This window comes from Mucilaginibacter puniceus, assembly GCF_054783175.1.
The window spans coordinates 1-25,814 of the sequence record NZ_BAAGRB010000003.1 but is presented as its reverse complement, the minus strand read 5'-3'; the positions used below and the strand labels follow the sequence as shown (position 1 = coordinate 25,814).

Below are 25,814 nucleotides of genomic sequence, written 5' to 3'. Positions count from 1 at the left end.
GTGTAAAGGAATTGATTCTATTAGTTTTTCTTTTAAATGCTCCCTATGGCAGTAAAGCTGTTGAGACTCATCATTATTATATACGGGATATACCACAAGTAATACTGCTTCTTGTATTTTTAAGCCTAATCCACAAAAGCAACAAACAACTTCATTGTTTTGATCCATGTCCTAATTTGAAAATTGAATTTATTTACCTCACCATCCCCGCCTTATTCACCAAAACCACGTTAGATAATATAGCCTTGTCTATTTTATCAGGAACATGCGAGCAAAAACCTATACCCACATAAAAGGGACCGTCAATTTTTAGTTTGATAGGTGCGCCATATTGGTGCATAGACTCGCCAGCCATGCTTACAAACAAGGAATATTCATCGCCGCGTTTTTGAATGCCTATACGTTTGGGGTGCGCGGTAACCAGGTCGTCGCCATTTTTACCGCCGGGTAAATAGCCGCGGCTGCCTACACGGTATTCCATGTCAACCACCTTTGCGCCTTTTTCGGGCCGCCAGGCTAAATGGAACATACCAATGCCATGTAAGGCCGCTACTGCTTCTTTTGAATCATCATCCAAACTTTGGCGGATAACCAGTACCGCTTTTCGGTCCTCGTAGCCATCTTTATCGGTATAGGTAATATCGGCAGCTAAGGAAACATCGCCGGATACTTTTTTCCATAAAAAGCGAAACTCATCCCGCATGTACCAGATATTATAACCGGCAGAGTGTATGGTATAAGCTTTTTTAGCCGGATCATACGTAGCGCTGCCTTCAATTATGGGCGAGCCAATATCGCTTTGCGCGGTAAATATGCCTATGGGTTTATATTCGGTACGTGTTGGGCGGTGGTAGTCGGCTGGTGGCGCAACCTGTTGATGTGTGGCGGTTCCCGGACGTGCCCAATCTGGCACCGCCTCGGTTGGTTTAGCAGCAGGCGTTTGTGCCGAAACCATAAAAGGTGCCACCAACAGTATTAAGAATACCTTGCCGGCATTTATTGCGCTCATTTTCATAGAATTGGTTTATTGGATAGTTAAAAGTAGTTAAGTATTCCTTGCAATCAAAACCTTACCTTTATTGTTACAGTTTATAGCATGAGCGAAAGGATATTAGTTATAGGTGCCAACGGGCAAATAGGTACGGAGTTGATACGTGTGCTGCGCAATATTCATGGCGCCAATAATGTTATCGCGGCGGATATACATAACCCTACGCAGCCGCATACGGATGGTCCGTTTGAGCATGTGAACGTAATGCAGGATACGGAGTTGCATTATATTTTTGAAAAGTATCATCCTACACAAGTTTACTTATTAGCCGCCATGCTATCCGCCACCGGCGAGCAGTTCCCCAAAAAAGCCTGGGATCTGAATATGACGGGGTTGATACATGTGCTTGATTATGCGGTTGCGTATAAACCTGTTAAAGTTTTTTGGCCAAGCTCTATAGCGGTGTTCGGGCCAAACTCTCCGCAGGAAAATACACCACAGTATTGTGTAATGGACCCTAACACCGTTTATGGTTTCAGCAAACTGGCAGGCGAGCGCTGGTGCGAGTATTATTTTACCAAGTATGGCGTTGATGTGCGCAGCTTGCGTTACCCCGGTTTAATAGGCTGGCGGTCGGCACCCGGAGGCGGCACTACCGATTACGCGGTGAATATATTTCATGAAGCATTGGAGAAGGGTAAATATGAAAGCTTCCTTAGCGCCGATACTGCCCTGCCCATGATGTATATGGATGATGCCATTAATGCTACCATCCAATTAATGGATGCCCCTGCGGATAAAGTGAAGATACGGTCATCCTATAACTTAGCGGGCATCAGTTTTACACCTTCGCAGTTAGCCGCTGAAATTAAAAAGCACCTACCCAATTTTGAAATAACTTATGCGGATAATGATCCTCGCCAGGCCATAGCCGATAGCTGGCCCAAATCCATTGACGATAGTTATGCCCAAAAGGACTGGGGATGGCAGCCGCAATATGACCTGCCTGCTATTGTGGCTGATATGTTAGGGAATTTGCAAAAGTAAATAGTGATAATTAAATATGACCCGTAGGGTCTACCCCTTTGTAGCACATAGTAAAATAATTTTTTATGCCCTGTTAAGGGCTACCCTTTGCCAATTTGGGTAACCCCTTACGGGGCAATTAGGTAATCGGGGCTGTTTGTTCTACAAACGGGTAGACCCTACGGGTCAAGGTTCATAATAAACTTATGTTAATTTAGTATTTTTGAGTATGGCAAAGCAAAGTGTTAATGCACCTATTGTTAATCAGCTTCATCAAGACGAGGAAATGGAAGATATTTCGACCGATGACTTAACAAGCCTGGCCTCGGGAAAGTCATTTGAATTTTTGAATGATGAGGAAGACCTTTACACAGAGAGTGACATAAAGGAACCCTATGCCAAAAGGTAATTTCTACAATTAGCTTAGTTTACGGATTATTTCAACCATTATTTAAAAGAAACGTATATTTAGCGCCTAATCTATGGACCATATACCATGGACTATTGACTTAATAAAAACGTATGGGAAGAGCATTCGAATTCCGTAAAGAGAGAAAATTTAAACGTTGGGCCAAAATGGCCGTACAGTTTACCCGTTTGGGTAAAGAGATAGTAATGGCGGTTAAAGCCGGTGGCGGCGACCCTACCACCAACTCGCGCCTGCGTACAGCTATACAAAACTCAAAGGCAGTTAACATGCCTAAAGATAGGGTGGAAGCTGCTATAAAACGCGCTACCAACCGCGATGAAAAAGATTATGAAGAGCTGGTATATGAAGGCTATGCCGCGCATGGTGTTGCTGTATTGGTGGAGACCGCTACAGATAACACTAACCGTACCGTAGCTAACGTACGCAGCTATTTTACCAAATACAATGGCTCATTAGGTAAAACCGGTTCGCTTGATTTTATCTTTAGCCGTAAATCGGTATTTACTTTTGATCCGGGTGACCGCGACCTGGAAGAACTGGAATTTGAATTGATAGATGCCGGACTGGAAGAAATATTTGTGGAAGCCGACGAAGAGGGAAATGATATAGCTGTAATTCGTGCCGGTTATGAAGATTTTGGTAATATGCAAAAAGCATTAGAGGCTTTGGGTATCGAACCGAAGTCGGCCAAGTTGGAGCGTGTCGCGCAATCATTCCATGAGGTAAGCGAAGAGCAGGCAGTTGATGTATTAAAACTGATAGACCGTTTAGAAGAGGATGATGACGTGCAGGCGGTTTACCATAATATGGCGGAGTAATCCCGATAGCTATCGGGAAGTGAGTAGTGATTGGAGAATAGTGATTAGTTAATCCTATAATCTTTAAATCCTACAAATCATGGTTCAGACAATATAAATTATGCCACAATTCACAACACGCAAAGCGGACAAAAAAGTTAAAATAATATTTAGCAATGGACTACTTTTTGTGGAGAAAGAAGATGGGAAGCAACAGGCTTTTCCGTTGGATTGGTACCCTAAATTATTAAACGCTACCGATGAGGAGCGCGAGGATTGGGAGCAAAAAGGCAGTATTATACATTGGAATAAACTGGATATAGATATTTCTATTTAATGACGTTCGAAGAGTTTTTTAAGAAGAAAAGAATTGACCTGGATGCCTTGGAAAAAGGCAACCCGGCTTTGTTTTCTGAATTTAAAACCCACTTCAACCAAATGGGCGAAAAGAGTTTTGACCATACTAAAAAGTACTGGTTCAATAACTTGCGCAAGATCTACCATTTAGCTGCCGAAATAAAAACCGAAAAGCCTAAAATTGAAAATCAGCTGGCCGAGCAAACGGTAACGGATACTTTAAACGAAGCAGCCGAACCAACACCCGCACCAAAACTGGGCTTCGTGCCTAAGTTTAGGGCCGGGGCAACTAAACCTGCGGCAGAAACCCCGGCTGAAGAAAAGAAAGAAGACGCACCAGCCGCACCAAAGCCCGGATTTACCCCACGCTTTAAAGCGGCTAATATGGCTAAACCTGCAGATGCTCCTGCAGAGGAAAAGAAAGTAGAAGAAACACCTGCACCCACAACACCCAAACCCGGTTTTACGCCAAGGTTTAAAGCGGGCGTTACCAAACCTGTTGAAGCTACACCTGCTGTTGAAGATAAAAAGGAAGAGGTTGCTCCTGTTGAGGAGAAACCCAAAATCGGTTTTACCCCACGTTTTAAAGCCGGGGTTACCAAGCCTGTAGAAACGGCACCTGCATCAGAAGAAAAAAAGGAAGAGGAAACACCGACACCTGCCGCGCCAAAATTGGGCTTTAAGCCAAAGTTTAAGCCAACAACTCCGCCAAAATCAGAGGGAGAATAAGATCGTTCCTCGCAAATCAATAACAAATTGTCATTTCGACGAGGTACGAGGAGAAATCTATACACATGCTACTCAGGAATTTGTATAGATTTCTCGCTATGCTCGAAATGACAAAAGGGGTTATTGTTAAGCCAAAGAAATCTTAGAAGCCTTTTTAACATTTACCGGCTGGGGTACTTTTACGTAGTAGCCTGTACCATCATAAACTCTTTTGCGCGGATGTGTTTTGCAGGCATCGCTGCAGCAGCCGTCCATGGCGGTGCCGCATTCATCGCATTGGGTAAAATGTTCATTGCACTCCGGGTTGGCGCAATTGATCATTTTATCGGTGGTTTTGCCGCAGTTGTAGCAGGTTGATATAGTTACCGGGTTAACGCTGTTAACCTCAACCGATAAGCGGTTGTCAAACACATAGCATTTGCCTTCAAAATCTTCGCCGCCAGCTTCCTTGCCGTATTTGATGATGCCACCATGTAACTGGTACACATCGCTAAATCCTTCGTGCAATAGCAGGGCCGATGCTTTTTCGCATTTAATACCGCCGGTGCAGTAGGTAATAACTTTTTTATCCTTGTATTGGGCCAGGCTATTGATCATATCCGGGAAATCACGGAAGTTCTCAATATCCAGCGTAATGGCATTTTTAAACTTGCCCAGGTTATGCTCGTAGTTGGATCGTACATCCAATATCACCACATCCTCGGCATCCTTCATGGCCAAAAACTCTTTGGGCTCCAGGTGTTTGCCGGTTTTTTGTTGTGGGTTTATCACATTAGGGTCGCGCAGGCCCGAGTGTACTATCTCGTCCTTATAACGTACATGCATTTTTACAAACGATGGCGTATCTACCTCATCAATCTTAAAATCAATATTAGCAAAACGCGGATCGGCATGTACCGTGTCCATATAGGTTTTACAGGCTTCGGCTGTGCCGGATACGGTGCCGTTAAGCCCTTCGCTAGCTACAATAATGCGACCGGTAAGATTTAAATCTTTACAGAATTTTAAATGGTCGGCAGCAAATTGCTCCGCATCTGCTATTGTTGAGTAACAATAGTAAAGTAAGGTATTGTATTTCATAACTACATTGATACCGCTGCAAACGGTGTTAAATGAAGGGCAAATATAGTGATTAGTTGATTAAGTGAATAGTGATTAGTTTTTAAACTCGACAAGACTAATCACTGATTAACCAATCACTGATCTCTACCTTATACCATAAAATATCCTTATCCCCTGCAGATATTTCTTGTCTCCCATAAATGATACGCCGTAATCAATACGGAATATAAGGCGCTGTATGCCTACATAAAACTCGGAGTAGTTGTTGTTGCCACGGGTGGTTAAATAATTGGCACCTACAATTTCTTCAATTTTTAACTTACGTACCCAGGGTATACGCCTTAATATCGACCCTGAAAAATTATGCTGGTAATGGGCCTCTAAAAAAGCCGAACTGGTGCTGTAGGTATAAAACGGCAAAAAGTGGAAACTGCCAATATAGGTTGGGTCAAAGGTGGTACCCTGGTTACCCAAAAAGTGGTTAAAATCCATAAAGTATAAACTTTTGGTATTCATGAAGCCACCCCCGGTTAATTTGAACGACGAATAACCCGATAGCCCAATACGGATATTATACTGTGAAATATCTGCCGAAGCAAAATCATAATTAACATCAGAGCCAAATACTTTATTTATGCCCTTGCGATAGTTAATGGTTAGTGTTGGATATTTTGACGGTAAAAATATTTTACCGGTAGGCCGGGTAATATATTGCTGGTTGAAAGTGAATTTTACCGAAGTGCTAAAAGTAAGCGCCTGGTGTTTAGGGAACAGGAAGGACCTGTCATCTGCCGGTGCCAATGGTGCCAGCGGATTGTTTGAGGTAAATTCCTGGTTTTTGTTATCAAATATTTTATAATAAGAGGTATTATACAGCTGTGTGCGGGTACCATAGGATAGGGAGGCCGTCCATAATATGCCGTTTGACAGTTCGCGCTGGTAACCAAAGGTTCCAAACTGCGACCGGTAGTATTTAACATAGTTGTTTTCGTAAAGTAGGGTACTTAAAGTGTTAAAGTATAATGACCGTGTACCTACATTATTCAGGTCGAGTATATCACTCCCTATATTAAAAAAGAAATTGCCCGAATGGCTGGGATCATAGGTATAAGAGGTGGCGATATTGGCACTGAATAATTTATTGCCTAACGCGTAACGCAGGGCAGGTGTAATGCTATAGGTTCGAAAATCATTAAAAACTTTAGTGTAACGCGCTTTTAAATTTATGCCCAACCCTTCAACCGTGTTGTAATACAGGGTTTGTATAAACGGAAATACATATAACGAATCTTTATTGTTTCTGCTGGTAGCCGTATAACCAAATATCAGGTAGGGTAATGGCGAAAAGCTGTTATTGGCTTTGTGCAGCGAGTCAATATAAGCATCGGTTTTTTGCACGGTAGCCAGGCTGTCCTTTTTCCTAAAATCAAGCGCCTCTTGTGTAGTTAACGGAACCGGGCGAATAGCTGCCCAATAATCAGCAGTTTTGGTATTGGCGGCGGTATCAATTCTTAATATCTCGCCATTAAAATAGCCCGGTGGGGTAGCAATATCAAATTTATAATTATTGTAAATGCCTAAATAATAGCCATCAAATTTAAAGCCCAGTACATTGCCTTTATAATCATACTGTATTGAACCGGGCATCCAAACATTGTCTTTAACCGGCACATATTGCTGGCTTATCCGCATGGTATCTACCAGGTTTAGGGCATTGGCATCACTGTTTAAAGTCAGGTTAACACTGTATAAGCGCCAGTCGCCATCAATAATGTAAATAAAACCTCTAAAGGCCTGGTCATGATAACGCTTGGGTGTAATTTGAATTTTATGTATGGTCCGCCCGTTTTCCAGGGTCGACCCTATTAACTGGTAATTATAAACCGAAAGCGCATGGCTGGATATGGGCGAGGTAAAACCCCGGCTGCTTAAACCCTCTACATAAAAAACGTTATTGTAAAAATTAGCCAGCAGGTCTGACGCTTTATTATAACTAAAGGTTGGGGTAATACCTTCCATTTTTGAAGCAACCGTAACCTCTTTTATTTGATTAGGTTGCTGAAAGCTAAAGTTAGACACCGACTCTGATTGATAAATGATGCCCCGGCCATTACTATCCAGGTCAAGCACCCGGTTCACGCCGTCTTTTAAAAGTGATTTGGGTGCATCAGTCAATCGCTGTACGCCCTTAATGTATACCGTAGACGAAAAATTATCTACCTCGTTTAAATAATATTGGCGCTTAGCAATAACCTTGCGCATAATACTTATGGCAGCAGTATCGCGTATTTTTTTATTGTTGATGGTTACCGGCCGCAGTTGATAAACCTCGTTTTCCATTTGCAGGTTGCGCCGCTCGTCATGGTCAGTAATAGTAACTTTTTCAATGCGTTCTTTGTAGCCTACAAAACGGTATACCACATCATAGTTGCCGGGTTCTAATTTAAAACGGTATACGCCATTCTCGTTACTGGTGGTGCCATAGGTAGAGTTGCGGATATACACCGATACAAACCCAATAGGCTTGCTATTTTTATCAGTTATCCTGCCCGATAAAACAAATTGCTGTGCAACAGCATTAAAGCTTAGCGTGGTTAGTATAATAAAAAGGGGGAGTAAATATCTCTTCATTCTCCACATAAAATACTTTTTTAGGCTAAATGTTTTGATTTGCCGTTTAAAAGTAAATATTACTGACTGAATGCACGTTAATACGTAATTTTATAGTTTAAAAAGCAAAATATGTACAACACACTAAAACCTGTTTTACAACAGGAACTTGCTGAAATTAAAGAAGCCGGTTTATACAAAATCGAACGGATCATCACCTCGCCGCAGGGAGCAGATATTACAGTACAGGGCGGTAAGGAAGTGATCAACTTTTGTGCTAATAATTATTTGGGCCTATCGTCTAACCCTAAAGTAATTGAGGCGGCAAAACAGGCCATGGATTCGCATGGTTACGGATTGTCGTCAGTAAGGTTTATTTGTGGCACACAGGATATTCATAAAGAGTTGGAAAAAAAGCTATCCGAGTTTTTAGGGACCGAGGATACCATTTTATACGCGGCAGCATTTGATGCCAATGGCGGAGTGTTCGAGCCGCTATTTAACGACCAGGATGCCATCATATCCGACGAGTTGAACCATGCCTCCATCATTGATGGGGTGCGTTTGTCAAAAGCACAGCGCCTGCGCTATAAGCACGATGATATGGCCGATCTGGAAGCACAGTTAAAGCAAGCCAAGGATTGCCGTCACCGGATTATAGTTACTGATGGGGCTTTCTCTATGGATGGAACCATCGCGCAGCTGGATAAGATTACGGAACTGGCCGAAAAGTATAATGCCCTGGTAATGATTGACGAGAGTCATTGCACCGGATTTATGGGCAAAACAGGCAGAGGATCGCATGAGCATCATAACGTGATGGATAAGATTGACATTATCACCGGTACGCTGGGTAAGGCATTAGGCGGAGCATCGGGCGGGTTTACATCCGGCAGGAAAGAAATTATCGACCTGCTGCGCCAGCGCTCCAGGCCGTATTTATTCTCCAATACATTAGCACCTGCCATTACCGGTGCATCCATAGCCGTACTGGATATGCTGCGCGAAACCACTTCGTTGCGTGATAAACTGGAAAGCAATACCAAATATTTCCGCCAAAAAATGACCGAAGCCGGGTTTGATATTAAACCGGGTATACATCCTATAGTGCCGGTAATGCTGTACGAGGCTACTTTAGCGCAGGAGTTTGCCGCCAAAATGCTGGATGAAGGTATTTATGTTATCGGATTTTACTTCCCGGTAGTGGCCAAAGGCAAGGCACGGATAAGGGTACAAATGTCGGCAGCGCATGAGGTGGAGCATTTGGATAAAGCCATTGCCGCGTTTACTAAAGTAGGTAAAGCATTAGGGGTGATTGCTTAATACGTATAAAATATTTATATTTGTACGTATAAAGGAAGTAGCTATGTCGCAAGATAAATTAACTTTAAGTGTAGATAGAAAAACCAAGCAAGTGGCAAAAAGATTGGCAGAGGAGGATAATGTAAGCGTTTCAAAGTTATTTGCTACTTTAATAAATGAGTTAGATGCCGAGAAGAGGAAAAATGACCCTATCCTGGAAAAAATACGCAGAACAGCAATACCCGATTGGATAAAGCAATTGACACTTACTGATAAACCAACGCCTGATTTTGACCATAAAGCCGAGTACGGGAAGCACTTGGAAGAAAAATATGGTATATGAGATCAATATTTCTTGATTCGGATATTTTGCTTGACCTTATTTTGGAACGAGATCCATTTTATGAATGGGCACTGGGTGTTTTCCTGGAAATAGATAAAAAGCAAATTTTAGGATGCACATCGGTACACGCTTTGTTGAATGTTCACTATCTGGCCAAAAAGAAATTTGGTGAGAAGAGTGCAAGGGCATTAATAAAAATGCTCACAGCTAAATTATCGGTAATTAAAGAAGATAATAGTATTGTTCAGAAAGCTATTGATTCTGATTTTGTTGATTTTGAAGACGCGGTTCAATATTATGCGGCAATAAGTGGCGATGCAGAAGTTATCATCACCAGAAATATAAAAGATTACCAACAAGCAACTATACCGGTTTTAACAGCCGAGCAGTTTTTAAGAATGTTATATGCAAGATAAAATAGATCAGTACACGGCCGAGATAACCGCTTTTACACCCGCCAACGCGGATGAACTGGAAGCGTTCCGCATAAAATATTTAGGTACCAAGGGTTTGATAAAGGACCTTTTTGAAGAATTTAAAACCGTTGGTCCCGAAGAAAAAAGGGTGTTTGGTAAAGTGCTTAACCAGTTTAAGCAAATGGCAGAGGGCAAATATTCAGAATTAAAAGAATTCTTTAATTCCGAAATTGAAAATTCGAAATCCGAAATCGATCTAACGCTTCCCGGTGACGGCTTTGCTGTAGGCTCGCGCCACCCGCTATCGTTGGTACGTAACGAGATCATAGATATTTTTAAACGCCTTGGCTTTACCGTAGCCGAGGGCCCGGAGATCGAGGATGACTGGCATAACTTCTCTGCACTTAACTTCCCCGAAGAACATCCCGCCCGCGATATGCAGGATACCTTCTTTATCAAGAAAAATGCAGGTAAGGACGATATCGCTTTGCGTACCCATACCTCATCGGTACAGGTGCGTATGATGGAAAATGGCAAACCGCCGTTCCGCGCTATTATGCCGGGCAGGGTTTACCGTAACGAGGCTATATCTGCCCGCGCGCATTGTTTCTTCCACCAGGTTGAGGGTTTGTATGTGGATGAAAATGTATCATTTGCCGACCTAAAACAAACCCTGTATCACTTTGTGCAGGAGTTATACGGCGAAGGCACGCAGGTACGTTTCCGCCCGTCGTATTTTCCGTTTACCGAGCCATCTGCCGAGATGGATGTATCGTGCAGTATATGTAAAGGCGCGGGCTGTAATATGTGTAAATACAGTGGCTGGGTTGAGATATTGGGCTGTGGCATGGTTGACCCGAATGTATTAGAAAATTGCGGCATCGATAGTAAAAAGTATACCGGCTTCGCCTTTGGTATGGGTATTGAGCGTATAACCAACCTGAAATATGTTATTCGCGATCTGCGCCTTTTCTCTGAAAACGACGAACGCTTTTTAAAGCAGTTTAAAACCGAAATTATTTAGCCTATGAAGCGCCTGGGATATTTAGCAGTGTTGGTGATTTGGAGTTGTATGGGTTGTGCTAAAACGGGCGATGTAGTACCCAATGTAGGCGTATACTTCCAGGCTACCCTGGCCGACCCAAGCCTGGCCCCCCTAAAAAGTATTGGCGGCGCGGTTTTTATTAAGGGCTACGGCGTGGCAGGATTAATCATATATCACAGTGCCTACGGCTATGTAGCTTACGATGCATGCAGCAGCTACCAGCCCCAAAACCGATGTGCAGTAACGTTAGATAACCCTACACTTACCGCTACCGATCCGTGCAGTGGTTCCAAGTTCTCGTTAACTGACGGTACGCCCGTAAAAGCACCCGCTACAAGGGCGCTTAAGCCTTATGCTGTAAATACCGATACTTTTCAGATATTTGTATCTAACTGATACAAATGGAGCCGGATAAAATAAAGGAAAGCATAAAGCGCGCCGCGCAGGACCTGTTTCGCAAGTTTGGTTACCATAAAACCAGTGTTAACGAAATTGCCAAACGGGCCAAAATTGCCAAAGCCACTATTTACAAGTATTTTGAAAGTAAAGAGGCGGTATTGCATAGCTTGCTGATGGATTATATCCGCGTAAGTGTTGACGACCTGATACACAGCAATATTTCCGAAACGGACGAAGAGGAGCACTTAAGCATGCTCATCATGAAAACCTGCCGCCTGTCATACACCGTTTGTAATGAGTTTATAGGCTGGGATTTCATCCGCGAGAGCACCAACTCGCAGGAGTTTTTAAAGCGATTGAGTAACGAACTGGAAGAAATGCTGGTGCTATCCTTTACCCAACTCAGTGGCATCCGCAAGCAAGACTCTTACCAGCAGCGTATGCGATTTTTAATCAAATGCAGTAAAAGTATTGTTTTCAGTTTTGCGTTCACCTCGGTATCTGACTCCGACGTACGCAAAAACTTTGTATCCTTCCAAAAAGAAATGCTGCCGTATTTGGTAAAGGCTGCGGTATCCATTTAAATATTATCCAACCGTCATTGCGAGGAACGAAGACAACCGAGCGTAGCGAGTTCATTGATACCATTAAAAGCAATTAACTCATCAATAATCTCTACGAAAGCTAAGCCACGAAATGTATTCTAAACGACGTCATCCGCCCGCTCATTCGCCGCGGGAAAGGCTTGTTACTCTCTTGATAGAAAGTAACCAAAGATCAAGTCAGCAGAGAGGCTTCTTTGCCGCACTTGGCCTTTGCCCTGCAAATCAGATAAAACCTGGGGCCGCAAAAATTGCCCCAAGGCGCGCAAGCCACCCCTTCTGCAAATGTTGTATGCCCCTGCAGCCGCACAGCCCACCATTGTTTTACCTGATTTCGCCCGAAGCTTTTCTGCTGACGGAGTCACGTTTAATAATTAGAACGTGCCTACTAACACCCCCGTAAACATAAGCGGGCAAAGGCCTGCCGGAAAACCGGGCCAGGGAGTTTTGCCTCGAGCGGGGAAGGTTTTTTCCGACTTGATTTTTTGGTACTTTTTCATCAAGGAAAAAGGACTAGGCCCTCCCGCGGCCATGAGCGGGACGATGCTCCAATCTAGGACTACAGCCCTCTGCGAAGCAATCACAATAAGCCAAAAAAACAAAACCACCCCTTCACCTGTTACCCCCACTAATACAACAATACAATTATGAAAAAGTTAACCAAAGCACTACTGGTAATGTTGCTGCTGGGCAGCGTGTTTACCGCTTCGGCACAAAAACGCCACGATATAGCTTATGTATCTGATATCCCCGAGGGGCGCAATATATTAATACAGCCACATTTAGGCAAAGTAAGGCCCGCATCAGGTAAAATATCTATCGGGTTCACTATCGACTGGAAAGGTAACGTGATAGCCGCCAAAGCCGACCCACGCGCCACTACCATAACCAACCGCGACCTGATTGCCAAATATGAGCAAGCCGTACGCGAAGCCAAATTTAGCAAGCTAAAAAAAGACGAAGCCAACCAGCACGGTGTGTTGACTTATAATTTTGATTAGTAGTTTTTTATTTCGGATATCGGATTTTCGATTTCGAATTTATTTGATTTGGCTTTAGGGAAGGGTTCCCCTCTTGAGAGGGGCAGGGGTGTGTTCATAAAGCGATAGTACCAAAGTGTTCCATTTTGCGTGAGTGGAACACTTTGGAACACCCCATAAGCGTCCTTCGGACTGACAAACCACCGTCAGCATAATTGATTTTATAAAGCCCGATATTTGGATGTGCCTGCTGCTGATGCCCTTTTGGCTTATACCCTGACGCCAAAAATATACCCTACCAGTGCCGACAGGCCCATGGCCAGCGTACCCCAAATGGTAATGCGTATAATGGCTTTGCCAATGCCCGAGCCACCTGTTTTGGCGGCCATGGCACCCAGTATGGCTAAAAACACAATAGTGAAGCCGTATAAATAATATTCCATGTGCAATACCGGGGCAAATATGACCACCAATAGCGGTAACAAGCCACCAACAGTAAATGACGCGCCTGATGCCAATGCCGCCTGTATAGGGTTAGCCTGCGTAATCTCGTTGATGCCTAATTCGTCGCGCATGTGGGCGCCCAGGGCATCCACTTCGGTAAGCTCCAGGGCCACCTTCATGGCGGTTTCTTTTTTAAGGCCGCGTTTTTCGTATATCAACGCCAGCATTTGCAGTTCCTCTTCGGGCATTTCCTGCAATTCAAGGGCTTCGCGGGCAATGTCGGCCTTTTCGGTGTCGGTTTGCGAGCTTACCGAAACATACTCGCCCGCCGCCATAGATAATGCGCCCGCCACCAACCCGGCAACGGTAGCCAGCAAAATAGGTTCGCGGGTGTGGCTTGCCGCCGCCACGCCAATAGCCAGGCTTGATACCGATATGATACCATCATTGGCCCCTAAAACTGCCGCCCGCAGCCAGTTGCTGCGGCTTATATAATGGTTATCCAGGTAATTATCAATGGTAAGCATGGGTAGTGGTTTGTTTCATTAAAGATAGCGAAATGATTGTAGTTATAACTAACAAACAGCATTTTGGAAGTACAAATTAATTATTTCTTTGATTTATAATGCACCCAATAAACCGCGGTGATCATATTGGTTAAATCATCGTAAAAATTACGGAATTCTTCCGTTTGCACGTAGGTGCCTGCCTCGCCTTTGGCTTTAACGGTAAGTACCAGCCATTTCAACAATTCTGTTTTAACGTTAATTAACGGATAAGTGCTGCAAAAGTGCACTAAGTACTCTTGTTGGGTTGCATCAAGTTTAGGCGGTTTGCTTTTCATAAAGTGATTAAATATGAGTTAAGAACTACGATCAATATTAGGGCAAATTTGCCATATAAGCAAATAAAATAAGGCAAATTTGCCGTGAATCTTAAGCGGGCGTAACAGTAGTTTTGAATTGTGCCACAACTACGTAACCAAACAGCCATTAATACCCTGGCCCTGAACCTTAGAAAGTACCGGACGGCTAAAAACCTATCGCAGGAGGCATTGGCCAACGCGGCAGGTATGGAGTACAGCCAGGTGAGCCGCATTGAGCGCGGTTTACTCAATACCAGTATATCGGTAGTGTTTGCGTTGGCCAAAGCACTTGACATTAAGCCGGGAATGCTACTGGAAAGTTAGGAGTGCTTTAAACACCCCCATAATAGTTTTTACTGACAAACTACTGCCACCATCCCCCATTTTACAAACCCCGTCCCGATAGCTATAGGGATATATACGCACATCTGCACATCCATTTGCACATCTGCACATCTACAGCTACCTTTGCCGCAATGAGCAGAGGAGCCAAGAACCAACTTTTTAATAACGTTGCCATTATTGATATTGCCGAGGAAGGCAAGGGCGTAGGCAAGGCAGATGATTTTGTGTTATTTGTAGAGAAAGCCGTGCCCGGCGATGTGGTGGATGTGCAGGTGTATCGCAGTAAAAAAAACTTTGGCGAGGCTAAGATATTGAACGTAGTAAAGCCATCGGAGCATAGGGTTACGCCTTTTTGCGAGCATTTTGGTACCTGCGGCGGCTGTAAATGGCAGCACATGACGTATGATGCGCAACTGCAATTTAAACAAAAGTCGGTTGCCGATGCGCTGGGCCGTTTGGCTAAGATAGATGTGGGTGGCGTGATGCCTATTGTACCTTCGCCCGCGGACAGGTATTACCGCAACAAACTGGAGTTTACCTTTAGCAACAAGCGCTGGCTATATGACGGCGAGAGCCGGGAGGACGAAACATTGAATATGAATGCGCTGGGTTTCCATATTCCTGGCCGGTTTGATAAGATACTGGATGTACAACACTGCTACCTGCAAGCCGACCCAAGCAACGACCTGCGTAACCGCATTGACGAGTTTGCCAAAGCTAATGGCTATAGGTATTATGACCTTCGCGCCCATACCGGCGCGCTGCGTAACCTGATCATCCGTACCAGCAGCACGGGCGAGATCATGGTGATCGTAGTATTCGCCTACCCTACGCAGGAAGAGATTGATAAACTAATGGACTTTATTGACAGCGGTTTCCCGGAGATAACATCATTACTATACATACTTAACGAAAAGAAGAACGATACCATTTTTGACCAGGAGGTAGTGGCCTATAAAGGCCCTGAGTTTATACACGAGGAAATGAACGGCATTAGGTTCAGGATTGGCCCGAAATCGTTTTACCAAACCAACAGCATACAGGCGCTGCGCCTATATGAAATTACCCGCGACTTTGCCCGGTTTAAAGGCGATGAGCTGGTTTATGACCTATACACCGGCGCGGGAACAATCGCTAACTTTATAGCAGGCAGCGTGCGCGAGGTGGTAGGGGTTGAGTATGTGCCTACGGCGATTGAAGATGCTAAAATTAACAGCGCCATTAACAACATTACCAATACCAAATTTTACGCCGGCGACATGAAGGATGTATTGACCCCCGAGTTCACCGCCGAGCATGGTAAACCGGATGTGATCATCACCGATCCGCCACGGGCAGGCATGCACCCGGATGTGGTAGCCCGGTTAATGGAGATTGAAGCGCAAAAAATTGTGTACGTAAGCTGTAACGCCGCCACACAGGCCCGCGATCTGCTGGTACTAAAAGAAAAATACGATACGGTGAAAATACAGCCGGTAGATATGTTTCCGCATACACAGCATGTGGAGAATGTGGTGTTGTTGGAGTTGAGGTAAACCCCTCCCGGCCTCCCCAAAGGGGAGGAGCTAGCAGGGGAATTATAATATGTTAAACAATAATGGAGTCTCCCCTTTGGGGAGATTTAGAGGGGTGAATATGCAACCAGAAGATCTGCTTAACGAAGGTAATAACGATGGCCGCAAGGCTGCGGCGGAGAGTCCGTTGCTGAGTTTGGAGAAGGACCTGAAATTTTTCCAGGATTCGATACGCGAAGTGGCGATGGAAATAAGGGTAGAGGGATTATCTGAATACCCGATATTTGTTGCCCACCAGCATGAACTTGCCCTGGGCGAGTTAATATTGGACCGCCATGACCTGGCCAGCACCTGGAGCATACACGCCAGTACGCTGGAAGAGTTTTTGGAGCGCGGTGTGATCAAAAAAGAATTGAAGCAACGCTTTGAGGATACTTATAAAGATCCTAATAAATTTATCTGCGTATTTGTGGTTACGCCCGAGGGTGCAAATTTTGTGTTTGTGCCCTATGGGAAAGGGTAGCCATCTCCACCTGTCATTTCGACGAGGGACGAGGAGAAATCCATACAAAGATACTCCCACTTTGCATGTGTATAGATTTTTTCGCTACGCTCAAGAGTTAGTTCTCACTACGTTCGAAATGACAAGAGGTTTTAACACAGGTTTTTATTAATTTAGCTTTCAATAAATTACTTCCATGCCAGATAGAAAACTCCTTATACTTAATCAGCAGCAAATACAGCAAAAGATAGACCGTATTGCCTACCAGATACTGGAAGATAATTTTGATGAAAAGGAAATTCTGATTGCCGGGATGCTGCCGCGAGGTACGCATATAGCCCAGCGCCTAAAAACCATACTGGACAAAATAGCCCCATTTAAAAGCAAACTGCTTACCCTGGATGTGGACCGCAACAGCACCAGCCTTAATGCCAAGTTTGATTTTGACATAACCGAGTGCAATAACAAAGTAGTTATTTTGGTGGATGATGTATTGAACAGCGGCAAGGCCCTGGCCTATGGCTTCGGTGTGTTTTTGAATGCCCCGCTTAAAAAACTACGCACCGTTGTATTGATAGACCGTAACCATAAAAGCTTCCCCATTAAAACCGATTATGCAGGGATAGCGCTATCTACCATTATTAAAGATCATATTGAGGTGGTGTTGGATCAGGAGGGGGAAGAGGATTGTGTTTATTTGACGTAATTCTGCGCGTCATTGCGAGGAACGAAGCAATCTCTGCACTCGCAAATCAAAACCAAAAGAGTTATTGTACTCCCAGATTATATCATCGTCCGCTCATTTGCCGCGGAGGCTGTTACTTTACCTTAGATGCAAAGTAACCAAACATCAAGCCGGAAAAAACCTTCCGCCCGCGAGGCAAAACACCCTGGCCCGGTTTTCCGGCAGGCCTTTGCCCGCTTTTAATTTCGGTTATATTTTATAAAAAAAGGCCATTTGGTCAGCCTTTAAATTCGAAATTGAAAATCCGATATCCGAAATCAATAACTATTTTTCCATTTGTGCTATTACATCGGCAGTAACACCAGTGTAACTAAAACCACCATCATGGAAAAGGTTTTGCATGGTAACCATCCTGGTCAGGTCACTAAACAGGGTTACGCAATAGTCGGCACATTGGTCGGCATCGGCATTACCTAACGGACTCATTTTTTCTGCATAGTTGATAAAGCCATCAAACCCTTTTACACCCGATCCGGCAGTAGTGCGGGTTGGCGATTGCGATACGGTGTTAACACGTACTTTCTTCCTGGTGCCATAAAAATAACCAAAGTTACGGGCAATGCTTTCCAGCACGGCTTTGTTATCGCTCATGTCGTTATAATCAGGGAATACACGTTGGGCTGCAATGTAGGTTAATGCTACTACTGATCCCCACTCGTTTATGGCATCCATTTTCATGGCAGTTTGCAATACGCGGTGCAGGCTTAATGATGATATATCAAAACCTTTATGGGTAAAATCGTAGTTGTTTTCGGTATAATGTATGCCTTTACGCACGTTGATGCTCATGCCTATAGAGTGCAAAATAAAATCAACACCACCACCAAAATGCTCCATTGATTTAGCAAACAGGTTTTCAATATCCTCCGCAACGGTAACGTCAGCAGGTATAACCGGTGCGTTTATCTCATCGGCCAGTTTATTAATAGTACCCATGCGCAAAGCGATGGGTGCGTTAGTTAATACAATTTGTGCACCTTCTGCATAACAATGCTGGGCAGTTTTCCAGGCGATAGAGTTTTCATCCAGCGCGCCGAAAATAATTCCTTTTTTGCCTTTTAATAAATTATAAGCCATGTTTGATTTTGTTTATAAAGCGGTAAAGTTATAATTATTATTTTACCTGCAATAGTTTAGTAGTTCAATAGTTCCCTCGCGTTTTGCAGGGCGCTTTCGCCGGGGTTGTCGCCGCTTAGCATTTTAGCTATCTCCACCACGCGTTCCTGCTTATCCAGTTGCTTAATACGGGTATAGGTGGTCGCACCTTCTTCATCCTTATAAACAAAATAATGACTGGCACCTTTAACGGCTATTTGCGGTAAGTGTGTTATGGTAATAACCTGCAGGTTTTGCGATAGTTGCTCCATGATCTGACCCACTTTATGAGCTACCTCACCCGACACCCCTGTATCTATCTCATCAAAAATAATGGTCGGCAAAGCGGTGTTTTTAGCCACTAATGATTTAATGCTTAACATCAGCCTTGAAAGCTCACCACCCGATGCTACTTTGCTCATTTCAGCCAGCGCGTGGCCCTTATTGGCCGAGAATAAAAATTTAATATCATCCACCCCGGTTCTACTCAAAGCTTCGTTCTTTCCGTCTTCCGTACTTCCCGACTTGCGGACCACCTGCTCAATTCTTAATGCTGAATTACCCATGCCCATTTCCGCCAGGGTTTGCAGTACCTGGGTTTCTATTTGGGGGATAGCTTTGCTGCGGTTGGCAGATAATTGCCCTGCTAATTCTTCCAGTTCTTTTTTATTCAGGGATAATTGTTGTTGTAGTTTTTCTATGGCCTCATCACCAAAAACGGCTTGTTGTATTTTACCGGATAGTTCTTCCTGTAGTTCCAATAATTCGGTATTGGTATTTACCCGGTGCTTTTTTTGCAGGGTGTAGATGAGCGTTAAACGAGTGTTTATTTCTTCTGCCCGTGCCTCATCTGTATGGGTACGCTGCTCAATATTTTCAATTTCGGCAGCTATATCTTTAAGTTCGATAATGGTAGAGTTAAGCCTTTGGTGCAGTTCCTCTATCTGCGGATTAAATTTTTCTATGGCGGATAATTGATGCAACCCCTCGCGTAATAGCAAAATTGCTGATGTTTCGCCCTCCTGCATTAAATAGTGTGCCCCCAATAAATTGCGCTTAATTTCTTCGGCATTGTTTAGTACGGCCAATTCCTGTTCCAGTTTTTCCTGTTCATCGGCATCTAAATTAGCTTTCTCTAACTCATCAAACTGAAACTGGTAATAATCCAGGTCGGCTTTGGCCTTATCGCTTTCATCAATTAATTGCGCCAGTTTAGCGGTGCTTTTTTTGTAGGATCTGAATTTGGTTTGATAGTCGTTTAATAACTCATGATGCCCGGCAACCGAATCAACCACCAATAACTGAAACTCCGGGTCGTTGATCTCCAGCGTAGCATGTTGCGAGTGTATATCTATCAGCTTTTCGCCTAATAATTTTAGCGAGGTTAAATTAACCGGCGTATCATTAACAAATGCCCTCGACTTACCATCAGCAGATATCTCGCGCCTTAAAACGGTTTCGGCTTCGTAATCCAGGTCGTTATCTTCAAAAAAAGATTTAAGATGAAACTCGCCAATTTTAAACGAGCCCTCTATCACGCATTTTTTTTGCTGGTTAAAAAAATAACGGCTCTCGGCGCGCTGACCCAGTATTAATGATAAGGCACCCAGTATGATAGATTTACCCGCGCCGGTTTCGCCGGTTAGGATGTTTAGGCCACTGTCAAAACTAATTTCCAGGTTATCAATTAACGCGTAATTACTTATACTGAGCTTTTGGAGCATAAAAAAAGTATCCTCTGTTTGTTGAGGATACTAAATTACAAAATCCAATGATGTAACGGCCTACTTTTCTATCAACTGTTTCAAGCTAATTTTATTTTTTTCATTAGCCGGATTAAGCAACAACGCTTTTTTGTAAAACATAATTGCAGTTTCTTTATTTGCCGGTTGACTACTCAGCAAGTCGGCATAATCAGTATAAGCTCTCCAACTATTTGGGAAAAGTAAAGTATTTAATTTGTAAGTTTCCAAGCCAAGGTTATATAAGCGTCGGGAGCGGCTAAACTCCAAACCTGTGCGGGCCATGTCTTCCTCTTTGAGCGAATATTTTAAGGTGTCGGCACTAAGCTCATTTAAACGGGCGTAAGCATAATCCGCGTTTTTTTTATAAATATCCTGTGCGTATATAAAACCCAATGGTATTTTATAAGTAATAGTGCTGCCGGTAATAATACTTAACATATCTTTATATACCGGATTGGAAATGGCAATATTTTGCAGGACTATATAGGTTTGTTTTTTGGTGATATTCATGACGAATAGAGTGGTAACACCTGGGTTTGAGCCCGAATGCCAAACTATTTTTCCGTTGGATGTATCAGTAAATATAAACCAACCTAAGCCGCATGATGTGCCTGCTATTGCCTGGTTGTTTTGGCCATTATTAAGTTTAACAGGAGTAAACATTAATTCAAGCGTTGCCGGCTTTAACAGTTTTCCGCTATATAAAGCCTGGTCAAATTTAAGCAGGTCAATAGCGGTACCCACCACATTATTACCACCCACCATACCGGTTAAGTTATAGGTCCATTCACGCCTATCGGCAAGCGTGTCAACCCATTCCAGTTTCATCTCATAGTGATTGTTATATAGGTAATTTAGCGTGCGAGTTTTATCCTTTGCCTGTGCCAAGGAGGTTTGTAAGTAAGTGTCATTCATCCCTGCCGACCTAAAAATGTGCTGATTTAAATATCCGTCAAAAGTCTCGCGACTGATTTTTTCAACAAGCAATGCTAAAAAATGGTAGCCTAATGTAGAGTAGCCCCACCTTTCGCCGGGTTGAAAAGGTAATTGCTTGGTTTGGCTATATAACCTTAAGGCAGGCATATCATCAGCATTAGTGAAAATTTTATCGGGTTGTTTGGCTACCCATTCATCTATCACCGCTTCAATGTCCGGCAATCCTGATGTATGCGACAAAAGCTGCTTTATTGTAATTGCGGGATATGGAAAGTCAGCAAGGTATTTTACCAATGGATCATCTAACTGTAGCTTACCCTGCTCCATTAATTGTAATATGGCTACTGCAGTGATGGTTTTTGATATGGAAGCCAGCGGAAACCGGGTACTGTCGTTAAGTAATTCTTTCCCGGCTATGTTTTTGTAGCCGTAAGATTTTTTATAGAGGATTTGACCATTATCGGCAATTAAAACATTAGCATTAATTTCATTATTTTGGGATGCCTCGTTAATATACCGGTTTAAGTTTACGGGGATGCTTTGTCCGCTTAACTGCATAGTAAGCCCCACAACCAATAAAGCGATTACCTTTAGTTTTAACTTCAAGTTCATATCTGGTTATTTATTGGGTGCACACCACATAAAAAACAAAGAGGGGCCTGGCCCCTCTTGTTACTCAATCAATTATAGTTATGGAAAAACTATTGTTTATTAGGAGTTTCTGGTAGTTCAGGACGCTCGGGCTTTTCGGCTTTCTCAGGCTTTTCTATTTTTTCAGGTCGTTCCTCGCGTTCTGATTGTAAGCTGTTTCTTAACTCCATGGTCCGCTCACGTATTTCGGCGCCTATTTCTTTTGCTTTTTCTCTGGCTTCTTTTGAAGATCCTTCCTGTAGTTTTGAGAGTTCCTGAACCTGTTTCATCAGGTCTTCCTGGTACTTTTTCCATTCGGGACTGTTTAAAAAGTCATTGCTAAACTTCATGCTTTCTGTTGTTAGTTCTTTCAACGATTTTTGCCATTCGCCGCTTTGGGTAAATTGAGCTGCAAAATCTGTTGACGCTTTGGTGATATCAGCAATGTTTTTTTGCCATTCACGGCTTGAATACATTTTATCTAAGTCGGCCGAGTTTTTTTGGAGTGATTTCATTCTTTCCAACTCTTTTGTATTCAAGGTCTTTATTTTTTCCAACTCTTTTGTTTTTAACTTCTTTATTTTCTCCAACTCTTTTGTTTTTTTCTTCTTTATTGCCTCCAACTCTTTCCCATTCAACTTCTTTAAGTTTGCATTCATTTCTTTGAGTTTCTCTTGCTCTTTGGCATTTAGTTTCTTTAAATCGGCCTTCATTTTTTCCAATTGTTTGGCGTTTAGCTTCTTAAACTCTGCGTTCATCTCTTTGAGTTCTTTCAGCTCTTTTTCATTAAATACCTTAAAGTCACTGTTAAATCTCAAATTTTGCAAGTCATTGCCTTTAAATACCGGGACGTTACCATTATATACCACGTCGTTGTTCAATCTGAAATTTAGATTTCTGGTAACATCCCCAAAGCGGGCGGTATCCAATTTAAGGTTTAAGTTCAAGTCAGTATTGATGTTTAAGTTTTGGCTTAAAAACTCTTTACGCGCATCAGCCGGCATATCATTTATGGTGGTATATTCTTTTTTGTTGCCGTTCTCATCCTCCATCACAATTTTAATGGTGTTTTTCTTTTTAGTAGTATCTACCAATTGGGTTAAACGCGTGGTATCGTCAGCTACAATGGTAAAATGATTTTTATTTTTTGAGGCGACAGGTGTTTCTGTCTCAAATAGGGGTGCATCAAGAGTTTCATTTAATACTTTAGCTGCAGTTCGTTTAAGGATCACTTTGCCATCCTTAATTTCGGGGTTTAACCATGATATGCTTCCAATGCTGCCAGCCATTATGGCCACTGCCAGTAGTATATGTTTAAAGTTCCCGGTGGGTTTTTGATTTTTCATGATACGTTCAATTCTGGTTAATAAATGATACTTTTTGCCGGTGGCGGCTAAAGCCAGTTGTAAATTACTGTGGCGGGTCTCTTCAAGTTTTAATAATGCCTGCGCATAAATTAAAGGATCGCCGGTGGTTTGTACTACCAGGTCATCGCAGCGATTTTCGCGTTCAGTACTGATGATGCGATTAATGAGTATTACAAAGGGATTAAAAAATAGCAACACCGTTATTACCTGCTGTATAACATTCAACAAATAATCGTTGCTTTGAATATGCGATAGCTCATGCATCAGTATCGCTTCCACCTCGTCGGCATTTAACTGGGTGGTTATGGTTACCGGTAACAGTAAAATAGGTTTAATATAACCGATAACACAGGGTACGTCTACCCGGGTACTAAAGTTTAGTTGCACGGCTTTGCGTATGCCAAGCTTGCGCGAAATATCATTAACCTGTGCCTGCAACGCCAAATTAGGGGTTAATGCTTTTTTTATAAGGCGTATTTTGTTCCATGAGGCGCCCAATTTAAACAGGTTGATGATCAGCCCCGCTGTATACAAAATAGCTATATATGGCAGGTAAACTTTTATGGCATTAAAGAACTCTATTTTATAACCCTCAAACGTGCTATGCGCAACAGGAGTAACCGCATAGGTGTTATACAGGGATAAAGTAAGGCTATCGCTTAAATTATAATTGCTTACTGCGGGGTTCCAGTTATAGTTGGTAAACTCTGTATAAAAAGTATAACCAAACCAGGCCACCATACTAAATAAACCCAGCATAGCTATATTATGCTTCCGTTGGGCCGATAAACCCAGCACTACTACAAATATCAATTGCAGCGCGCCGTATATCAGCAGGCCCTGCCATAACGAGTGGATAATGGTGGTGCCCAGTATCTGGCTTATATTATAAAACAGCTGTTCCATAACGTTTACTTTTTAGTTTCAAATTGTTGCAAGTAGTTTTTTATAGCATCAATCTCATCTTTTGATGCACGGTGTTGACCAAGGGCCTGTATCACCAGGTCGGCTGTTGAGCCTTTAAATACGGTATCCAGTATTTTGTCTAAAGCGGTGCTTTGGGCCTGCTCACGGGTAATAACTGCTTTATATAAATGAGTTTTGGATGTTGTATCGCGCTCAACCAAACCTTTATCATGCATTATTTGCATTAATTTTAGGGTGGTGGTATAGCCGGCATCCTTGGTTTTGGTCAATTCTTCATGTACATCGCGCACGGTGCACTGGCCTTTTTTCCAGATAACCTGTAATATTTCCAGTTCGCTTTCTGTTGGTTTTAGTTCCATTTTAATATATCTAATGCTTTAATTCTTCTTTTAAAACCTGCTATAAACTGATCGTACTCTTTATTGTCCAATATTCGCTCTTGATTTTCTACTTCATCAAGCCCCGCCAAATAAAATTTTAATGCAGTTTGTTTATTGCCCACTCCTTGCTGTATCTCACCCATGCTGTCATATAAATTCAAATTATGCGGATAAACAGAAAGTGCCCAGGTAAAGAGGGCAATCGCCTCCTGATATCTTTTAGCGTAAAACAGGTTATAACCATGGTGAATGAGTTCATCCACTAATGGCAATTTAACACCTGCCCACGCTGAAGCCCAGTTATAATGCTCCTTTACATTTTCAATAAAAGGTTTATCGGTATCATTTAAAAACGCTTCAATTTGCTCGTCTTTTAGGGTTAACTCACCTTTAAAAACAACTAATCCTTTATATGTATCTGCTATGTAATTTAGGCGCTGCATTTTAGATCTTTATTGTCAATACGAATTTCTTCGTACAAACATATACGATAGTTTTCGTATATCAAAATTTTTGGTGATTTTTTTTAAATTATTTTCTATAAATAAAATTGGAGTTGTTATATTGAGCGTAATTCCTCATCCTTATTACATCTTATCACAATGAGACTATTTTTTTCTTTTTTAGCTGTAGTTATGTTTTGCACTACAGCTTTCGGACAAAGCATTGAATCCAGACTATTGTTAATAGCTAAGAAGCAATATCCCGATGATTACAGTATGCAGAAGTTTGTATATGACCAACAAAAAAAGGCATATAGCTATATGGTTGTTGTAACTGATGCAGAAGTAAAATTAATAGCGACAAAACAATACCCTGATGATTACAGCATGCAGCAATTTGTATATGACCAACAAATATCAGCCAAATCATATATGAAAAGGGTTACAGACATGGAAGTAAAGCTAATTGCTACTAAGCAATACCCTGACGATTATAGTATGCAAAAATTTGTTTATGACCAACAATTAGCGGATAAAGAGTATATGCAAAGAGCTGCCAATAAGTCGCTTAAAGACAAAGCACGCCGAGAATATCCCGATGATTATAGCATGCAAAAATTTATTTACGAGCAGTAGTTTTCCTAATTAAAGCAAATGCTCTCTAATAAATAAAACTACCGTCGCCTTTACGTTTCAACTCTTTTCCGTTGCGTTGCGGCCTTCCGCCCCATTTTTGGAAGGTGGCCCTAAGGCCCACCATAAAATAACGGCTAAGCACGTTTGATAG

28 protein-coding genes are annotated in these 25,814 nt (G+C 42.6%); 17 read left to right on the top strand and 11 right to left on the bottom strand.

What is annotated here, in order from left to right:
- Positions 1-193: 193 nt before the first annotated feature.
- Positions 194-1,009: a hypothetical protein gene (locus tag ACYVJ6_RS13740; RefSeq protein WP_460694662.1), complete on the bottom strand. Its 816-nt coding sequence runs from the start codon at positions 1,007-1,009 to the stop codon at positions 194-196.
- A gap of 87 nt (positions 1,010-1,096) precedes the next feature.
- On the opposite strand from ACYVJ6_RS13740, the gene ACYVJ6_RS13735 reads away from it, so the two are divergent.
- The 5 genes from ACYVJ6_RS13735 to ACYVJ6_RS13715 all read left to right on the top strand — a co-directional run bounded on the left by ACYVJ6_RS13735 (position 1,097) and on the right by ACYVJ6_RS13715 (position 4,330).
- On the top strand, positions 1,097-2,038 hold the full coding sequence (locus ACYVJ6_RS13735) for an NAD-dependent epimerase/dehydratase family protein (RefSeq protein WP_460694661.1): 942 nt from the start codon (positions 1,097-1,099) through the stop codon (positions 2,036-2,038).
- Positions 2,039-2,246: 208 nt separating this feature from the next.
- The gene (locus tag ACYVJ6_RS13730) at positions 2,247-2,426 is read left to right on the top strand and encodes a hypothetical protein (protein ID WP_460694660.1); all 180 of its coding nucleotides are present in this window, start codon (positions 2,247-2,249) and stop codon (positions 2,424-2,426) included.
- A 113-nt stretch (positions 2,427-2,539) separates the two neighbouring features.
- Positions 2,540-3,265 carry a YebC/PmpR family DNA-binding transcriptional regulator gene (locus tag ACYVJ6_RS13725; RefSeq protein ID WP_460694659.1) on the top strand — a complete coding sequence of 242 codons (726 nt, stop codon included), beginning with the start codon at positions 2,540-2,542 and terminating at the stop codon, positions 3,263-3,265.
- Between the two features lie 100 nt (positions 3,266-3,365).
- Positions 3,366-3,581: a DUF2442 domain-containing protein gene (locus ACYVJ6_RS13720; RefSeq protein ID WP_460694658.1), complete on the top strand. Its 216-nt coding sequence runs from the start codon at positions 3,366-3,368 to the stop codon at positions 3,579-3,581.
- Complete coding sequence (locus ACYVJ6_RS13715; RefSeq protein WP_460694657.1) at positions 3,581-4,330, top strand: hypothetical protein; 750 nt, start codon at positions 3,581-3,583, stop codon at positions 4,328-4,330. Before ACYVJ6_RS13720 ends, ACYVJ6_RS13715 begins: the two co-directional genes overlap by 1 nt.
- 126 nt (positions 4,331-4,456) lie before the next feature.
- Here the strand turns inward: ACYVJ6_RS13715 and trhO are convergent, their stop codons facing one another.
- Positions 4,457-5,410, bottom strand: a complete 954-nt coding sequence (gene trhO / locus ACYVJ6_RS13710; RefSeq protein WP_460694656.1) for an oxygen-dependent tRNA uridine(34) hydroxylase TrhO — start codon at positions 5,408-5,410, stop codon at positions 4,457-4,459.
- 126 nt (positions 5,411-5,536) lie between these two features.
- Positions 5,537-8,023 (bottom strand): DUF5686 and carboxypeptidase regulatory-like domain-containing protein, encoded by a 2,487-nt coding sequence (locus ACYVJ6_RS13705; RefSeq protein WP_460694655.1) that lies wholly within the window; start codon positions 8,021-8,023, stop codon positions 5,537-5,539.
- 111 nt (positions 8,024-8,134) lie between these two features.
- Between ACYVJ6_RS13705 and kbl the strand changes: the two genes are divergently transcribed.
- The 7 genes from kbl (at position 8,135) to ACYVJ6_RS13670 (ending at position 13,110) form a co-directional block, all read left to right on the top strand.
- Positions 8,135-9,325 carry a glycine C-acetyltransferase gene (gene kbl / locus ACYVJ6_RS13700; RefSeq protein ID WP_460694654.1) on the top strand — a complete coding sequence of 397 codons (1,191 nt, stop codon included), beginning with the start codon at positions 8,135-8,137 and terminating at the stop codon, positions 9,323-9,325.
- Positions 9,326-9,368: 43 nt separating this feature from the next.
- Positions 9,369-9,647, top strand: coding sequence for a DUF6364 family protein (locus ACYVJ6_RS13695; protein ID WP_460694653.1), 279 nt, complete (start codon positions 9,369-9,371; stop codon positions 9,645-9,647).
- Positions 9,644-10,063 (top strand): type II toxin-antitoxin system VapC family toxin, encoded by a 420-nt coding sequence (locus tag ACYVJ6_RS13690; protein WP_460694652.1) that lies wholly within the window; start codon positions 9,644-9,646, stop codon positions 10,061-10,063. Before ACYVJ6_RS13695 ends, ACYVJ6_RS13690 begins: the two co-directional genes overlap by 4 nt.
- On the top strand, positions 10,053-11,087 hold the full coding sequence (pheS, locus tag ACYVJ6_RS13685; RefSeq protein ID WP_460694651.1) for a phenylalanine--tRNA ligase subunit alpha: 1,035 nt from the start codon (positions 10,053-10,055) through the stop codon (positions 11,085-11,087). Before ACYVJ6_RS13690 ends, pheS begins: the two co-directional genes overlap by 11 nt.
- Positions 11,088-11,090: 3 nt before the next feature.
- A complete protein-coding gene (locus ACYVJ6_RS13680) occupies positions 11,091-11,504 on the top strand; it encodes a Rieske (2Fe-2S) protein (protein ID WP_460694650.1) in 414 nt (137 codons plus the stop codon).
- A 5-nt stretch (positions 11,505-11,509) separates the two neighbouring features.
- On the top strand, positions 11,510-12,091 hold the full coding sequence (locus tag ACYVJ6_RS13675; RefSeq protein WP_460694649.1) for a TetR/AcrR family transcriptional regulator: 582 nt from the start codon (positions 11,510-11,512) through the stop codon (positions 12,089-12,091).
- Positions 12,092-12,756: 665 nt separating this feature from the next.
- Positions 12,757-13,110 carry a hypothetical protein gene (locus ACYVJ6_RS13670; RefSeq protein WP_460694648.1) on the top strand — a complete coding sequence of 118 codons (354 nt, stop codon included), beginning with the start codon at positions 12,757-12,759 and terminating at the stop codon, positions 13,108-13,110.
- A gap of 248 nt (positions 13,111-13,358) precedes the next feature.
- Here the strand turns inward: ACYVJ6_RS13670 and ACYVJ6_RS13665 are convergent, their stop codons facing one another.
- The gene (locus ACYVJ6_RS13665; protein WP_460694647.1) at positions 13,359-14,060 is read right to left on the bottom strand and encodes a VIT1/CCC1 transporter family protein; all 702 of its coding nucleotides are present in this window, start codon (positions 14,058-14,060) and stop codon (positions 13,359-13,361) included.
- 80 nt (positions 14,061-14,140) lie between these two features.
- Positions 14,141-14,377, bottom strand: coding sequence for a hypothetical protein (locus ACYVJ6_RS13660; RefSeq protein WP_460694646.1), 237 nt, complete (start codon positions 14,375-14,377; stop codon positions 14,141-14,143).
- A 120-nt stretch (positions 14,378-14,497) separates the two neighbouring features.
- Here ACYVJ6_RS13660 and ACYVJ6_RS13655 point away from each other — a divergent pair, with 120 nt between their 5' ends.
- From ACYVJ6_RS13655 to ACYVJ6_RS13640, 4 genes are all read left to right on the top strand, one after another.
- Complete coding sequence (locus ACYVJ6_RS13655; RefSeq protein ID WP_460694645.1) at positions 14,498-14,722, top strand: helix-turn-helix domain-containing protein; 225 nt, start codon at positions 14,498-14,500, stop codon at positions 14,720-14,722.
- Positions 14,723-14,874: 152 nt separating this feature from the next.
- Positions 14,875-16,278, top strand: a complete 1,404-nt coding sequence (gene rlmD, locus ACYVJ6_RS13650; protein ID WP_460694644.1) for a 23S rRNA (uracil(1939)-C(5))-methyltransferase RlmD — start codon at positions 14,875-14,877, stop codon at positions 16,276-16,278.
- A 100-nt stretch (positions 16,279-16,378) separates the two neighbouring features.
- The gene (locus ACYVJ6_RS13645) at positions 16,379-16,780 is read left to right on the top strand and encodes a hypothetical protein (protein WP_460694643.1); all 402 of its coding nucleotides are present in this window, start codon (positions 16,379-16,381) and stop codon (positions 16,778-16,780) included.
- Positions 16,781-16,955: 175 nt separating this feature from the next.
- Positions 16,956-17,465, top strand: coding sequence for a phosphoribosyltransferase family protein (locus tag ACYVJ6_RS13640; protein WP_460694642.1), 510 nt, complete (start codon positions 16,956-16,958; stop codon positions 17,463-17,465).
- A 303-nt stretch (positions 17,466-17,768) separates the two neighbouring features.
- Here ACYVJ6_RS13640 and ACYVJ6_RS13635 read toward each other — a convergent pair whose 3' ends face one another.
- From ACYVJ6_RS13635 to ACYVJ6_RS13610, 6 genes are all read right to left on the bottom strand, one after another.
- Positions 17,769-18,581, bottom strand: a complete 813-nt coding sequence (locus ACYVJ6_RS13635; RefSeq protein ID WP_460694641.1) for an enoyl-ACP reductase FabI — start codon at positions 18,579-18,581, stop codon at positions 17,769-17,771.
- Positions 18,582-18,637: 56 nt separating this feature from the next.
- Positions 18,638-20,323 (bottom strand): DNA repair protein RecN, encoded by a 1,686-nt coding sequence (gene recN / locus ACYVJ6_RS13630; RefSeq protein WP_460694640.1) that lies wholly within the window; start codon positions 20,321-20,323, stop codon positions 18,638-18,640.
- Between the two features lie 60 nt (positions 20,324-20,383).
- Complete coding sequence (locus ACYVJ6_RS13625; RefSeq protein WP_460694639.1) at positions 20,384-21,892, bottom strand: serine hydrolase domain-containing protein; 1,509 nt, start codon at positions 21,890-21,892, stop codon at positions 20,384-20,386.
- A gap of 89 nt (positions 21,893-21,981) precedes the next feature.
- A complete protein-coding gene (locus ACYVJ6_RS13620) occupies positions 21,982-24,183 on the bottom strand; it encodes a M56 family metallopeptidase (protein WP_460694638.1) in 2,202 nt (733 codons plus the stop codon).
- A gap of 5 nt (positions 24,184-24,188) precedes the next feature.
- Positions 24,189-24,563, bottom strand: coding sequence for a BlaI/MecI/CopY family transcriptional regulator (locus ACYVJ6_RS13615; protein WP_460694637.1), 375 nt, complete (start codon positions 24,561-24,563; stop codon positions 24,189-24,191).
- Positions 24,554-25,027 carry a tetratricopeptide repeat protein gene (locus ACYVJ6_RS13610; protein ID WP_460694636.1) on the bottom strand — a complete coding sequence of 158 codons (474 nt, stop codon included), beginning with the start codon at positions 25,025-25,027 and terminating at the stop codon, positions 24,554-24,556. Before ACYVJ6_RS13610 ends, ACYVJ6_RS13615 begins: the two co-directional genes overlap by 10 nt.
- 159 nt (positions 25,028-25,186) lie before the next feature.
- Between ACYVJ6_RS13610 and ACYVJ6_RS13605 the strand changes: the two genes are divergently transcribed.
- Complete coding sequence (locus tag ACYVJ6_RS13605; RefSeq protein ID WP_460694635.1) at positions 25,187-25,663, top strand: hypothetical protein; 477 nt, start codon at positions 25,187-25,189, stop codon at positions 25,661-25,663.
- The last annotated feature ends 151 nt before the right edge of the window (positions 25,664-25,814 follow it).